General features: G+C 71.3%; 14 protein-coding genes and 1 pseudogene. 7 read left to right on the forward strand and 8 right to left on the reverse strand.

Features of this window, described 5'->3' with window-relative positions; genetic code table 11:
* The 5 genes and pseudogenes from ACTB72_RS16425 to ppk2 form a co-directional block, all read right to left on the reverse strand.
* Nucleotides 1-760 (reverse strand): annotated as a pseudogene (locus ACTB72_RS16425) (excinuclease ABC subunit UvrA); the annotation flags it as partial.
* A gap of 159 nt (nt 761-919) precedes the next feature.
* Nucleotides 920-1,465 (reverse strand): helix-turn-helix transcriptional regulator, encoded by a 546-nt coding sequence (locus tag ACTB72_RS16430; RefSeq protein ID WP_463038086.1) that lies wholly within the window; start codon nt 1,463-1,465, stop codon nt 920-922.
* A 59-nt stretch (nt 1,466-1,524) separates the two neighbouring features.
* On the reverse strand, nt 1,525-2,097 hold the full coding sequence (locus ACTB72_RS16435) for a cytochrome b/b6 domain-containing protein (RefSeq protein ID WP_463038087.1): 573 nt from the start codon (nt 2,095-2,097) through the stop codon (nt 1,525-1,527).
* Between the two features lie 4 nt (nt 2,098-2,101).
* A complete protein-coding gene (locus ACTB72_RS16440) occupies nt 2,102-2,386 on the reverse strand; it encodes a PepSY domain-containing protein (RefSeq protein WP_463038088.1) in 285 nt (94 codons plus the stop codon).
* Nucleotides 2,387-2,531: 145 nt separating this feature from the next.
* Nucleotides 2,532-3,449, reverse strand: coding sequence for a polyphosphate kinase 2 (gene ppk2, locus ACTB72_RS16445; RefSeq protein ID WP_463038089.1), 918 nt, complete (start codon nt 3,447-3,449; stop codon nt 2,532-2,534).
* Nucleotides 3,450-3,709: 260 nt separating this feature from the next.
* On the opposite strand from ppk2, the gene ssb reads away from it, so the two are divergent.
* The 4 genes from ssb to ACTB72_RS16465 all read left to right on the forward strand — a co-directional run bounded on the left by ssb (nt 3,710) and on the right by ACTB72_RS16465 (nt 7,543).
* On the forward strand, nt 3,710-4,222 hold the full coding sequence (gene ssb / locus ACTB72_RS16450) for a single-stranded DNA-binding protein (protein WP_463038090.1): 513 nt from the start codon (nt 3,710-3,712) through the stop codon (nt 4,220-4,222).
* A gap of 33 nt (nt 4,223-4,255) precedes the next feature.
* Nucleotides 4,256-5,473 carry an NAD(P)/FAD-dependent oxidoreductase gene (locus ACTB72_RS16455; RefSeq protein ID WP_463038091.1) on the forward strand — a complete coding sequence of 406 codons (1,218 nt, stop codon included), beginning with the start codon at nt 4,256-4,258 and terminating at the stop codon, nt 5,471-5,473.
* Between the two features lie 357 nt (nt 5,474-5,830).
* Nucleotides 5,831-6,964, forward strand: a complete 1,134-nt coding sequence (ispG, locus tag ACTB72_RS16460; protein WP_463038092.1) for a flavodoxin-dependent (E)-4-hydroxy-3-methylbut-2-enyl-diphosphate synthase — start codon at nt 5,831-5,833, stop codon at nt 6,962-6,964.
* 84 nt (nt 6,965-7,048) lie between these two features.
* Entirely contained in the window at nt 7,049-7,543 is a 495-nt protein-coding gene (locus ACTB72_RS16465; protein WP_463038093.1) for a DUF1499 domain-containing protein, read from the forward strand.
* Here the strand turns inward: ACTB72_RS16465 and ACTB72_RS16470 are convergent.
* The gene (locus ACTB72_RS16470) at nt 7,505-7,867 is read right to left on the reverse strand and encodes a hypothetical protein (RefSeq protein ID WP_463038094.1); all 363 of its coding nucleotides are present in this window, start codon (nt 7,865-7,867) and stop codon (nt 7,505-7,507) included. The genes ACTB72_RS16465 and ACTB72_RS16470 overlap by 39 nt on opposite strands.
* A gap of 123 nt (nt 7,868-7,990) precedes the next feature.
* Between ACTB72_RS16470 and prfA the strand changes: the two genes are divergently transcribed.
* The 3 genes from prfA to ACTB72_RS16485 all read left to right on the forward strand — a co-directional run bounded on the left by prfA (nt 7,991) and on the right by ACTB72_RS16485 (nt 10,865).
* Nucleotides 7,991-9,040, forward strand: coding sequence for a peptide chain release factor 1 (gene prfA, locus ACTB72_RS16475; protein WP_463038095.1), 1,050 nt, complete (start codon nt 7,991-7,993; stop codon nt 9,038-9,040).
* The gene (prmC, locus tag ACTB72_RS16480; RefSeq protein WP_463038096.1) at nt 9,037-9,900 is read left to right on the forward strand and encodes a peptide chain release factor N(5)-glutamine methyltransferase; all 864 of its coding nucleotides are present in this window, start codon (nt 9,037-9,039) and stop codon (nt 9,898-9,900) included. The genes prfA and prmC overlap by 4 nt, the downstream gene beginning before the upstream one ends.
* A 173-nt stretch (nt 9,901-10,073) precedes the next feature.
* Nucleotides 10,074-10,865, forward strand: a complete 792-nt coding sequence (locus ACTB72_RS16485; protein ID WP_463038097.1) for a DUF4167 domain-containing protein — start codon at nt 10,074-10,076, stop codon at nt 10,863-10,865.
* Nucleotides 10,866-11,192: 327 nt separating this feature from the next.
* Here the strand turns inward: ACTB72_RS16485 and ACTB72_RS16490 are convergent, their stop codons facing one another.
* Together ACTB72_RS16490 and ACTB72_RS16495 are read right to left on the reverse strand one after the other, a co-directional pair.
* Complete coding sequence (locus ACTB72_RS16490; protein WP_463038098.1) at nt 11,193-11,879, reverse strand: ABC transporter ATP-binding protein; 687 nt, start codon at nt 11,877-11,879, stop codon at nt 11,193-11,195.
* The gene (locus tag ACTB72_RS16495; protein WP_463038099.1) at nt 11,872-13,161 is read right to left on the reverse strand and encodes a lipoprotein-releasing ABC transporter permease subunit; all 1,290 of its coding nucleotides are present in this window, start codon (nt 13,159-13,161) and stop codon (nt 11,872-11,874) included. Before ACTB72_RS16495 ends, ACTB72_RS16490 begins: the two co-directional genes overlap by 8 nt.
* Nucleotides 13,162-13,298 lie beyond the last annotated feature (137 nt).

A 13,298-nucleotide genomic window follows, 5' to 3' on the forward strand; every position in this document is an offset into this window, starting at 1 on the left:
TCTGCGAGATCAGGCCCAGCTCCGGATCGCCCTCCGCCGGCGCGGTCTCGACCACCGCGATCCCGTCCGCGAGCTTCAGCGCGGTCGAGAAGGAATCGGCCAGGCGCTGCTCGATCCCTTCGCGCACCACGATCCGGTCGATCACCACGTCGATGTTGTGGCGGAACTTCTTGTCCAGAACCGGCGGCTCGTCGAGCTCGTAAAATTCGCCGTTGACCTTGACCCGCTGGAATCCCTGCTTGCGCAAGTCCGCGAATTCCTTGCGGTACTCCCCCTTGCGGTCGCGCACCAGCGGGGCCAGCAGGTAGGCGCGCGTCCCCTCCGGAAGCGCCATCACCCGGTCGACCATGTCGGAAATCTGCTGCGCCTCGATCGGCAGCCCGGTGGCTGGCGAATAGGGCGTGCCGGCCCGCGCGAAAAGCAGGCGCATGTAGTCGTAGATCTCGGTGACCGTGCCGACGGTCGAGCGCGGGTTCTTCGAGGTGGTCTTCTGCTCGATGGAAATCGCCGGCGACAGGCCCGAGATATGGTCCACGTCCGGCTTCTGCATCATGTTGAGGAACTGGCGCGCATAGGCCGAAAGGCTCTCCACATAGCGCCGCTGCCCCTCGGCATAGATGGTGTCGAACGCCAGCGAGGATTTCCCCGACCCCGACAGCCCGGTGATCACCACCAGCTTGTCGCGCGGCAGGTCCACGTCGATGTTCTTCAGATTGTGCTCGCGCGCGCCGCGGATCGAGATGGTCTTGAGGTCTGTCATGGCTCGGTTCCCGTCCCGGTCGTGGTCGCTGCTGCAATCCCTCCAGATAGGCTATCGGTTGGAGGATGCGAGGCCCAGAAAGGGTAAACGAAACGAGAACATTTCCGCAAGCCCGCGCGGCGCGAGGTCGCTGCTGACAGCACGTTGGCAGCAGGGGGGTCAGCCGGGCGCGTCGCGGTCCAGGAAGTCCTCGACGAATCCGGCCAGCAGCTCGTGCTTCCCCGCCACGCCCGCCTTGGCGTAGACGGCCGAGAGCTGGGCCTTCACCGTCCCCTCCCGCGCGCCGCGCAGCTCGGCGATGCGGGCGAGCCCCATGCCCTTGAGCGCGAACAGCGCCACTTCGCGCTCCGCGGGCGTCAGCCGCCAGCGGTCGAAGCGGCGGTCGACCAGGTCCTGGAACCCGCCGGCGGCGAAGTCGAGCTGGTCCTGCATCCGGGCCTGATCGGCGATGATCCGCAGCAGCTCCGCCGCCATCAGCCCCACGCCGCAGATCAGCAGCGCCACGGCCGCGAGCTCGACCATCGCGTGGCGGTCCACGCCCTCGCCGGCCATCAGGTCGGCCACCACGTCGGCGGCGAAGAACGCCGCCGACAGGGACTGCGCCGCGACGAGCAGCCCGAGCAGCACCACGCGCCGGCCGCGCGGCCCGGCCCGGGCGGCGCGCAGCAGGGTCGCGAAGCGGTGGAAGCGGCGGGCGGCGGTCATGGCCCGATCCTTGGCCGAGCCCGCCGCCATTCGCAACGTCCCCGCGCCGGGCGTCGCGCTCACCGCCGCCTGCCGGTCATCGCGCCCAGCACGCCGGGGCCCGAGCGTCGGGTCTCCACCATCACGCCCAGCACGTGCAGCAGCACCGACCAGGCCGCCCAGTTGGCCGCGAGCTCGTGGACTTCCTTCACCCATTCCACCCCCCAGAACGCATCCATGCCCATGGCGAGCCCGGAGAGGCAGATCACCGCGAGCGTGACGAGCAGGTTGTAAACCATCAGCGCGCCCAGCGGATTATGGGATCGATGCGGCGGCTCCGCCCGCCAGGCGAGCAGATCCCGCGCATGGGCGAGGGCCGCGGAGGGCGAAGGCGGAAAAGCCGAGAACCGCGTGCGCCGCGGTCCGACCAGCCCAAGCGCCAGCCGGTAGATCACCAGGACGCCCACGCCGTAGCCCGCCCAGCGATGCAGCGCCCAGTCGGGATCCAGCACCAGGAAATTGAGCGCGAACAGCACCGCGAGGCTCCAGTGAAAGCCCCGGACCCACAGGCTCCAGGGCGGCGAGGCCGCGCCGCCCGAAGGCGACGCGACAGGGGGCGCGCCATGCGCAGACGACGTCGACGCGGAGGTCATCGGCTCAGTTCTCCGACGTGATGCGGGTGACCGCGCCGGCGCGGACATGGATCTCGAAACGCTTGCCGTCGCGAAGAGCGTAGGCCTCGAGCTCGCCGTCCTCGATCTCGATGCGACGCACTTCATAGCCGCGCTCGACAAGCGCCTGGCGAATGGAGGCTTCGTCGACGCCCAGCGCATCGCCGACCGCGACCGCCGCCTCCGCGGCGGCGGCGAAGGCCGGGGTCGGCGCCGCGAAGGGCGCCAGCAACAGGAGGGCGAGGGCGGGAATGCGGGGAAGATGGGACATGGGAGGGGCTCCGTCGAAGGCGGGCCGGGAATCGGCCGCTGGGGTCGATCTGGTCCCGAAATGCCAGCCCCGCCATCGACGCAAGGTTTGATACGAACGGCATAGGCCGAAAGTTTAGGCTCGAAATCCGCCCGTACCCGCCGGTTCAGTCGCCCGGATCGCCGCCCCCTCGCGTCACCGGGCCGAGATCGTCGCCAGGGGTCCGCTCATGGCTCCAGTTCAGCCCGCGCACGCCCTGCCGCACGATCAGCGGATCGGGATGGCCGACCACGGAGACGTCCTTGCCGGCATAGTCGAGCATCGACAGGAAATGCTTCATGCAGTTGATCCGGGCGCGCTTCTTGTCGTCCGACTTGACCAGGGTCCAGGGGGCGTCGGCGGTGTCCGTGTGCCGGAACATCGCCTCCTTCGCCACGGTGTAGTCGTCCCAGCGCCCGACCGAGGCGAGATCGACCGGCGACAGCTTCCACCGTTTCAGCGGGTCGGTCTCGCGCGCCTTGAAGCGCTTGCGCTGCTCGTCGCGGCTGACCGAGAACCAGAACTTGATCAGCCGGATGCCCGAGCGGGTCCACATCCGCTCCAGCGCCGGGGCCTGATGCATGAATTCGGCATATTCGGCGTCGGTGCAGAAGCCCATCACCCGCTCGACCCCGGCGCGGTTGTACCAGGACCGGTCGAACAGCACCAATTCTCCGCGGGTCGGCAGGTGCCGCACGTAGCGCTGGAAGTACCACTGCCCGCGCTCGTCGTCGGTGGGCTTCTCGAGCGCCACCACGCGGGCGCCGCGGGGATTGAGATGCTCCATGAAGCGCTTGATCGCCCCGCCCTTGCCGGCGGCGTCGCGGCCCTCGAAGACGATGACGATGCGCTCCCCTTCCTCGCGGGCCCAGGCCTGGACCTTCAGCAGCTCGACCTGCAGCTCGGCCTTGCGCGCCTCGTAGGCCGTGCGGCGCATCCTCGTGGCGTAGGGGTAATCCGCCGTCTCGAAGGCGCGGCGCAGCGCGTCGGGGTCGTGTCGCCGCTCGCTCAGCGTCGGCGGGCGCGAGGTCGGGTCGTCCGGCATCCGTCGCATCCCTGAAGCGCGCCGGACACACGGCGCAGTCGGCCATCACTCCCCTCCGCGGGCAGGAGGTCAAGCCCGCGGGGGTTTTCGGGCCCCGACCCCAGCCGCCTCCGCGGCGTCGCCCATGGCCTTGAGGCGACCGCGCGGCTAACGTCGTCCCCGAGACGGCATCGGCCGGAATCGAGTCGCAGCGGCCTCCCGCCGGGGGCCGCGCGGCGCGTCCGCGCCAAGCGGACGAAGCACGGCAGGAGAGGGCGGACATGGCGGGCAGCGTCAACAAGGTCATCATCATCGGCAATCTCGGGCGCGACCCCGAGGTGCGCACGTTCCAGAACGGCGGCAAGGTCTGCAATCTGCGGATCGCCACCTCCGAAACCTGGCGCGACAAGGCCAGCGGAGAGCGCAAGGAGCGGACCGAGTGGCACCAGGTCTCCATCTTCTCGGAGCCGCTGGCCGACATCGCCTCCAAATACCTGCGCAAGGGCTCGAAGGTCTATATCGAGGGCCAGCTCGAGACCCGGAAATGGCAGGATCAGTCGGGCGCCGACCGCTATTCGACCGAGGTGGTGCTGCGTCCCTTCCGCTCGGAGCTGACCCTGCTCGACAGCGCCGGCGGCGCCGGTCAGGGCGGGGGCGGCGGCGGTTATGAGGACCGCGGCGGCGGCGGTTACGGCGGCGGCGCAGGCGGCAGCTCCGGCGGCGGTCGACCCTCCGGCGGCGGCGGCGATTTCGGCGGCGGCCGCTCGGATCTCGACGACGAGATCCCGTTCTGAGCTGACCGACCGAACCGAAAGGGGGGCGCGGCGATGGCCGGCATGGTGATCCTCGGCGCGGGCCAGGCCGGCGCCTCGCTTGGCGCGGCGCTGCGGGCGCGCGGCTATGCCGGCCCGGTGACGCTGGTGGGCGAGGAACCCGCCGCGCCCTACCAGCGACCGCCCCTGTCCAAGAAATATCTGCTGGGCGAGATGGCGCGCGAGCGTCTGCTGCTGCGCCCCGAACACTTCTACCCCGAACATGACATCGCCCTGCGCACCGGCCTGCGCGCCGTTTCCATCGACCGCGCCGCGCAGGAGGTCCGCTTCGACGACGGCTCGCACCTCGCCTACGACAAGCTGGCGCTGACCACCGGGGCTCGTCCCCGCGCCCTGCCCGAGGCCATCGGCGGCGCGCTTCCCGGCGTCTATGCGGTGCGGTCGCTGGCCGACGTCGACGCGATGGCCTCCGAATTCGTCGCGGGCCGGCGGCTGCTGGTGATCGGCGGCGGCTATATCGGGCTGGAGGCGGCGGCGGTGGCGACCTCGCTGGGCCTGCAGGTCACGCTGATCGAGGCCGCGCCGCGCATCCTCGGCCGCGTCGCCTGCGCCGAGACCGCCGCCTGGTTCGCCGAGCTGCACCGCGGGCGGGGCGTGGACATCCGCGAAGGCGTGGCGTTGGAGCGGCTGGAGCCCGGGCCCGACGGCCGCGTGGCCCGCGCCCTGCTGGGCGAGGGCGAGGCGCTGGAGGTGGATTTCGTGCTGGTCGGCATCGGCGTGCAGGCCAATGCCGAGCTGGCGGAGGCCGCGGGCCTCGCCCTCGCGCCCGGCGGCGGCATCGAGGTCGACGCCGGCTGCCGCACTGCGGACCCTTCGATTTTCGCCGCAGGCGATTGCGCCTCCCTGCCCTGGCGGGGCGCACGGATCCGGCTCGAATCGGTGCAGAACGCCATCGAACAGGGCGAGGCCGCCGCCGCCGCGATGATGGGGGCGCCGGTGGACTACGACCCGATGCCCTGGTTCTGGTCGGACCAGTACGACGTGAAGCTGCAGATCGCGGGCCTCGCCAACGGCTGGGACCGGATCGTGACCCGCCCCGGCACGCGGCCTGGCGCCGCCTCGCACTGGTATTTTCACGGGCCCGAGCTGATCGCGGTCGACGCGATGAACGACCCGCGCGCTTACATGACCGGCAAACGCTGGCTTGAGGCCGGACGCAGCCCCGATCCGGACGCGCTCGCCGTCCCCGAGGCCGATCTCAAGACCCTTTGACGGCACGCGCCTGTCGGGACAGGAGCCGCGCGACGCACGTCCCGCCCCTGTGGCCGTCTCTCCCGCGCGGCGCATCGCCGTGGCGAGGGTGGCGAGGATGCGAAACCGGCTGACCGCGCTTCGCCCGATACGCCGCCCCGAACGTTGCCCCGAAACGCGGCATGGAACCGCCGGCCGGAGCCGCCCCTTCCCGAAGGCCGCCTGCGGCCGGAGAAATCGGCTTGCCCCGCAGGGGCGCCGCAGGATTTCTCCCGCCCTCACGGCCCGGCGCCCCCTCGCAATCCATCCCGATCCACCCTATTCTCCCCCGAGGCTCGACGACCGAAAGCCCGACAGGACGCCCGAAGGATCGACCCCATGAGCATCCGCCCCTGGCGCGATATCGCCCGCCGCCCCTCCCGCAAGATCAAGGTCGGCAATGTCGAGGTCGGCGGCGACGCCCCGATCTCGGTCCAGACCATGACCAACACGCTGACGCCCGACGTCCGCGCCACCCTCGCCCAGATCCGGGCCTGCGCCGAGGCCGGGGCCGACATCGTGCGCGTCTCCTGCCCCGACGAGGAGTCGACCGCCGCGCTGAAGACCATCCGCGCCGCCTCCCCCGTCCCCATCGTCGCCGACATCCATTTCCACTACAAACGCGCGCTCGAAGCCGCTCAGGCCGGCGCCGCCTGCCTGCGGATCAATCCGGGCAACATCGGCTCCGACGCCAAGGTGCGCGAAGTGGTGCAGGCCGCCAAGGACCACGGCTGCTCGATCCGCATCGGCGTGAACGGCGGCTCTCTGGAACGCGACCTCCTCGAGAAATACGGCGAGCCCTGCCCCGAGGCGATGGTCGAATCCGGCCTGCGCCATATCCGCATCCTGCAGGACAACGACTTCCACGAATTCAAGATCTCGGTGAAGGCCTCCGACGTGTTCCTGACCTCGGCCGCCTACATGGCGCTCGCCGACGTCACCGACGCGCCGCTGCATCTGGGCGTGACCGAAGCCGGGGGCCGGGTCTCCGGCTCGATCAAGTCGGCCATCGGACTCGGCAACCTGCTCTGGGCCGGCATCGGCGACACCATCCGCATCTCGCTCTCGGCCGATCCGGTCGAGGAGGTGAAGATCGGCTATGAGATCCTCAAATCCCTCAACCTTCGCCACAAGGGCGTGACCATCATCTCCTGCCCGTCCTGCGCCCGACAGGGGTTCGACGTGATCAAGACCGTCGCGGCGCTGGAGGAGCGGTTGGAGCACGTGAAGACGCCGATGACCCTCTCGATCATCGGCTGCGTGGTCAACGGCCCGGGCGAGGCGCGCGAGACCGATATCGGCTTCACCGGCGGCGGCGCCGGGTCGGGCATGGTCTATCTCTCGGGCGTCGCCGACCACAAGATCGGCAACGGCGCGATGATCGACCATATCGTCGACCTGGTGGAGCAGAAGGCCGAAGCGCTGGAAGCCGAGCGCGCCGCCCTCGAAGCCGCAGGCCAGGCCGCCGAATAGGCGCCCCGGCGCGGCCGGACCGCCGCGCCGCTCCCCCCGGGCGAGCCCTCGCCCGGGAGGCCCCTCACCCCGGAGCTCACGCGGATGCTGCTGAAGATCCTGATCGGGGCGGTGCTCGTGATCGCCGTCATCGCCATCGCCGCCGCGGTCTTCGTCCGCCTCGCCCCGCTCGACCCCGAAGCCTGGACCTTCGATCCGCTCGGCGCCCCGCGCGACGGCGACAATTCCGCCCTGGTCGCACCGACCGAGGCGCTGCAGGCCGGCGCCGGCCCCGTCGACATCGAATCCCCCGTCTACAACGCCTCGCCCGAAGAGCTGATGCTCGCCTTCGACGCCATGGCGCTGGCTCAACGCCGCACCACGCGCGCGCTCGGCGATCCGGGCGAGGGCCAGGTCACCTATGTGCAGCGTTCTGCCCTGATGGGCTTCCCGGACTACATCACGGTCCGCGCCCTGCCCGCGCCCGGCGGCGCGACGCTGGCCGCCTTCTCCCGCTCGCGCTACGGATCGTCCGACATGGGGGTGAACCTCAAGCGGCTCTCAGCCTGGCTTGAGGCGCTCAAGCCGCTCGAGCAGTAGGACCCCCGGCCCCGGATCGCAGCCGTCCCGGACTTTGCGCCAGGCGGAGTTGTTGAGCGACATGCCGCAGCGGGCGGTGTATTCGCTCGACCCCACCTTGATGCACGCGGTCCCCCCCATCGGGGTCCGTGCGCCGCCCTTGTTGACGCAATAGCACTCCGGATAGCTGTAGCCGTCTTTCGCGGGCGGCGGCGTGAACACCGGATCGCCGGCGAGACGAGGCGAGATCGAGGGCCCCGCCATCGCGCCGCCCGCCGCCGCCGCAAGACAAGCGAGCGCGAGACCGGGCCTGACGGCCCGCAGGGGGCGGCGAAAGCGCGACATGCGCGAAGTCTGCGCCCACCACCCGCGCCAACCAAGCGAAAAACGCAGCGTCACCTCCGCCGACCGTCGCCCGGACGCCGAGCCGCCTTGACCGCCCAGCCCCCCCACGCGATGACAGGCGCCATGATCTCCCGCGACGCCATCGACCAGATCCTCGCCCGGTTCGGGTTCCTCGAAGCCTCCCTCACCGAGGGGCGCGGCGATATCGCGACCCTGTCGCGCGACTACGCCGAACTGCGCCCCGCCGCCGAGCAGGCCCGCGCCTGGCTGACCCTTCAGCGCGACCTTGCGGAGGCCCAGGCCCTGCGCGCCGATCCCGAGATGCGCGGGCTGGCGGACGAAGAGCTCGCCCGCCTCAACGCCGCCCTCCCCGCAGCCGAGGCCGCCATGCGCCGCGCCCTCCTGCCCCGCGACGCCGCCGACGCCCGCCCCGCGATCCTCGAGATCCGCGCGGGAACGGGGGGCGACGAGGCCGCGCTCTTCGCCGCAGACCTCCTGCGCATGTACGCCCGCCATGCCGAGCGCGCCGGCTGGAAGCTGGAGGTCCTCGACGAAACCGCCACCGAGCTCGGCGGGATCAAGGAGGTCACCGCCTCGATCAAGGGCGAAGGCGTCTTCGCCCGGCTCAAGCGCGAAAGCGGCGTGCATCGGGTGCAGCGGGTGCCCTCCACCGAATCCGGCGGGCGCATCCACACCTCCGCCGCCACCGTCGCCGTGCTGCCGGAGGCGGAGGCGGTGGACGTGGACATCGACCCGAACGATCTCCGCATCGACACCATGCGTGCGTCCGGCGCCGGCGGGCAGCACGTCAACACCACCGACTCGGCGGTGCGCATCACCCATGTCCCCACCGGGATCGTGGTCACCTCCTCCGAGAAATCCCAGCACCAGAACCGCGCCCGCGCGATGGAGGTGCTGCGCGCCCGGCTCTTCGACCTCAAGCGCCAGGCGGCCGACGCCGCCCGCGCGGCCGAGCGCAAGGGCCAGGTCGGCTCCGGCGACCGGTCCGAGCGCATCCGCACCTATAATTTCCCGCAGGGCCGGGTCACCGATCACCGCATCAACCTCACCCTCTACAAGCTGGCCGAGGTGATGGAGGGCGACCTGGACGAGATCCTCGCGGCGCTGTCCGAGGCCGACGAGGCCGCCCGCCTGTCGGAACTCGACGCATGACCCCCCCGGACACGCCCCGCGCGACGCTGCTGGCCGAAGGCGTCGCCGCGCTGACCTCGGCGGGGGTGGAGGGCGCGCCCCGCGACGCCCGTCTGCTCTTGCGCTGGGCCTCGGGGCTAGAGGCGGCGGCGCTGACCGCCCGCCTCTCCGATCCCGCCCCCGCCGAAGAGGCCGCCCGCTTCGCCGCCGGAATCGCCCTGCGCGCCGCGCGCCGCCCCGTCTCCCAGATCATCGGCGGGCGCGAATTCTGGGGACGGCGCTTCGCCGTCTCCGCCGACGTGCTCGACCCGCGCCCGGAGACCGAAACGCTGATCGCCGCCGCCCTCGACGGGCCCCGGCCGGAAGCGATCCTCGACCTCGGCCTCGGCTCCGGCTGCATCCTCGTGACCCTGCTCGCCGAATGGCCCGAGGCGACGGGCATGGGGGTGGAGCGCAGCCCGGAGGCGCTCGCCCTCGCCCGCGCCAACGCCGCAGCCCATGGCGTCGCCGACCGCGCCCAGCTGCTGCAGGGCGACTGGTTCGCCCCGGTGCGCGGCCGCTTCGCCCTCATCGTCTCCAACCCCCCCTACATCCCCGAAGCGGAGGTCGAGGCGCTCGCCCCCGAGGTGCGCGACTGGGAGCCGCTGGGCGCGCTCGCGGCCGGGCCCGACGGGCTCGCCGATTACCGCACGATCGCCGCGGGGCTCGACCGCGCGCTCGCCCCTGGCGGCCGCGCGATCCTGGAGATCGGAGCGGGACAGGAGGACGACGTGAAAGCGATCTTCGCAGAAGCGGGCTTCGCCCGGCACGCCGCCCATTCCGACCTCGACGACCGCCCTCGTGCGCTGGAATTCCGCCGCGCGTCGCCACGCCTCGCCTGATCTTTCCGAATTAAGCGGAAATACGAACGCTTATGGCCAAACCGGGCTTGTGCTTCACGCGGGGTTGCGTGTAACTTCGCTTTGTTCGCCGGAAACGCCCCTTTCGCGAGGGGTTTGCGCATAAGCTGGGCGTGGCGAACAGCCAATCGCATCGTAGACGCGGATCCGGGTCCATGGACTTGGTTCGCCTCGGTGGCCTGGAGCCCGTGGGTTTGCGCCCGCCGGCCGGGCCGGGATCGGGCGAGACCCGATCGGGCAGAGAACCGGACGTGATGAGACCTGCACAGAAGTCAAACCGCAATCGCGGTAAGAATAACCGCCCTAAAGCCATGGGCAACGTGGTCAACCGCGTGTTCGAAAGCGCCGGACCCGAGGGCAAGGTGCGCGGCACGCCACAACAGATCATCGAGAAATACGAACAGCTCGCCCGCGATTCCCAAACCGCCGGCGATCGTGTGACCGCGGAGAACTTCCTCCAGCACGCGGAGCATTACCTGCGTCTGCTCTCCGCCGCTCAGGCCGAGCAGCAGGCCAGCCAGCCACAGCAGCAGCGGGACCGCAACGACGGCCAGCAGGGCCGCGACGGCGACGACGATCAGCCCTACTACCAGCCGCAGCGCGGCCAGAACGGCGGCCAGTCCAATGGCCAGGGCAACCAGCCGAACGGTCAGTCCAACGGCAATGGCGGCGGTCAGAACGGCGCCGGCGCCAGCTACGGCGGCGGCGCCCTGGAAACCATCGACGCCGGCGACGACGCCGATCCGCTGGTGGCGACCCCGGAAGCCGAGTCGACGCCCGAGCCGAAGGCGGAGCCCGCCGCGGCCGAGGCTCAGGGCGACGCCCCGCGTCCCCGCGCCCCGCGCCGCCGGCGTCCCCGTCGCGACAAGCCGACCGAGGGCGGCGAAGGCGGCTCAGGCGGCGACGCCCCCGCCGGTTCTCCGGACCCCGAGACGGTGCCTGGCTGAACCGAGACCGCGCCGCGCTCCGATCCGCGCCTCCGGGGCCGCCTGTCGGCATGACAGGCGGCCCCGGCCGTTTCGGGCGCCCTGCCCGGCATCCCTGAGACGACCCTGCCCGACCAAATTGTTCTGAAGGTCAGCGACCTCGCCCGCTCGGCGGCGTCCTGGGACTCCGCGCCGCCGGGGCGACGGCGATCGAGGAGCCGGGCCCGCGGCGACGCCGCAACCCGCGCGACCACGCAGCCAACCTGCGCGTGCCCCACGGGTGCAGCCGGGAGTTCGCGTAGAAATCCCGGCGGCGCCCGCCAGCAGCCTGACCCGCGCGGGCCAGGCTCAGTCCTCGGCCACGCGCCCCGCGTCGAGCCGCAGCACCCGGTCCATCCGCCCCGCGAGATCGAGGTTGTGGGTCACCACCAGCGCCCCCAGCCCCTGATCGCGCGCAAGGCCCGCCAGCAGCTCGAACACCAGGGTCGAGGCCGCGGGGTCGAGGTTTCCCGTCGGCTCGTCGGCCAGCAGCAACCGCGGCCGGTTGGCCAGCGCCCGGCAGATCGCCACCCGCTGCTGCTCGCCGCCCGACAGCTCCGCCGGCCGGTGGGAGGCCCGTGCGGCCAGCCCCACCTGCCCGAGCAGCTCCGCCGCCCGCAGGCCAGCCGCCCGCGCCGACATCCCCGCGGCCCGCATCGGCAGAGCCACGTTCTCTTCCGCCGAAAATTCCTTGAGCAAGTGGTGGAACTGATAGACGAAACCCACGTCGCGCCGCCTGATCGCGGTGCGCCGCCCGTCCGACAGCGCCTCCGCCGCCTCGCCCGCGATGCGCACGGATCCCGCATCCGGCCGGTCCAGCAACCCCGCCAGATGCAGCAGCGTCGACTTGCCGGACCCCGAGGGCGCGACCAGCGCCACCACCTCGCCCGGACGGATCGCCAGCGACGCGCCGGTCAGCACCCGCACTTCGCCCGGCGCTCCGCGATTGTAGATCCGCTCGACCCCGACCAGTTCCAGCGCTGCGTGATCACTCATAGCGAAGCGCCTCCACCGGATCGAGCCGGGCGGCGCGCCGCGCCGGAAACAGCGTGATGCCGTAGCTGAGCACGAGGGCGAGGCCGGCGGAGGCCGCCACGTCCTCCCAGCGCAACTCCGCCGGGAACTTGGTCAGCATCCGGATCTCCGGGTTCCAGATGCCGCCCCCGGCCAGAAAGTTCACCACGTCGAAGATCGGGTCGATATAGACCACGAACAGAATCCCCAGCCCGACGCCGATCGCCGTGCCCAGCGTCCCGATGCCCGCGCCGCACAGGAAGAAGATCCGCATGATCGCCCCCTGCGTCAGGCCCATGGTCCGCAGGATCCCGATGTCGCGCCCCTTGTTCTTCACCAGCATCACCAGGCCCGAGATGATGTTGAGCGCCGCGATCACCACGACGAGGCTGAGGATCATGAACATCACCGCCCGCTCGACATCGAGCGCGGACAGAAACGCCCCGTTCGCATCCTTCCATGTCCAAAGCACCCGATTGGGCCCCGCGGCGCGGACCAACGCGGCATCGGCCTCGGTCGGCCGGGCGCGGCTGCCGAGCGTGTCGGGATCGGCCAGCAGCGCCTCGACCTGGTCGGCGGTGTCTCCCTTGTTGAAATAGTCCTGCGCCGCCTTGAAAGTCATGTAGACGCGGGACCGGTCGACATCCGCGCGCCCGACCTTGAACACATAGACCAACTCGAACGTCTTGATCTTGGGGGCCATGCCGAACGGGGTCGCCTGGCCGCCCGGCAGGATCATGGTGATCATGTCGCCGACATAGGCGCCGAGCTCGCGGGCCACGCCCTCGCCCAGCGCGATGCCATGGTCGAGGTCGTCGAGCTTGCCCTCCGACGCCTCCGGATGCGCCACGTAAGGCAGGTCGTGCAGATCCGAGATGCGCATCCCCCGCACCACCGCGCCGGAATTGGACGAGCCGCGGGAGACGAGCACCTGCGCCTCGATCATCGGCGCCGCGCGGATCACCCCGGGCACGGCGGCGATGCGGGCGGCGAGGTCGTCATAGTCGGGAATCGCCGACACCCGCCGCCCGTCGGCCTGGACCACGGGGACCGGGTAGATGCGGGCGTGGCCTTCGGCGCCGAGGATGCGGTCGGTGAACTCGGCCCGGAAGCCGACCATCACCGCCATCACCACGATCAGCGTGCCGACCGCCAGCGCGATGCCGACCAGCGCGTACCACACGATGACCGAGATCCCGCCCTCGCGCCGGCGCGCGCGCATGTAGCGCCAGGCGATCAGCCATTCATGGGGCGCGAAGGGCATGGAGCCGCCCCGTCCTGTGGAGTCGCGGCCTGTGGAGTCGCGTCCCGCCTCGGTCCCGCCTGCGCCGTCGCTCATGGATCATCCTTCGTTGGTTCGGCCGGCCTGCGCCGGGCCCGCGCCCCATGCCTCCGCCCCCA

It is taken from the genome of Albimonas sp. (assembly GCF_055129145.1).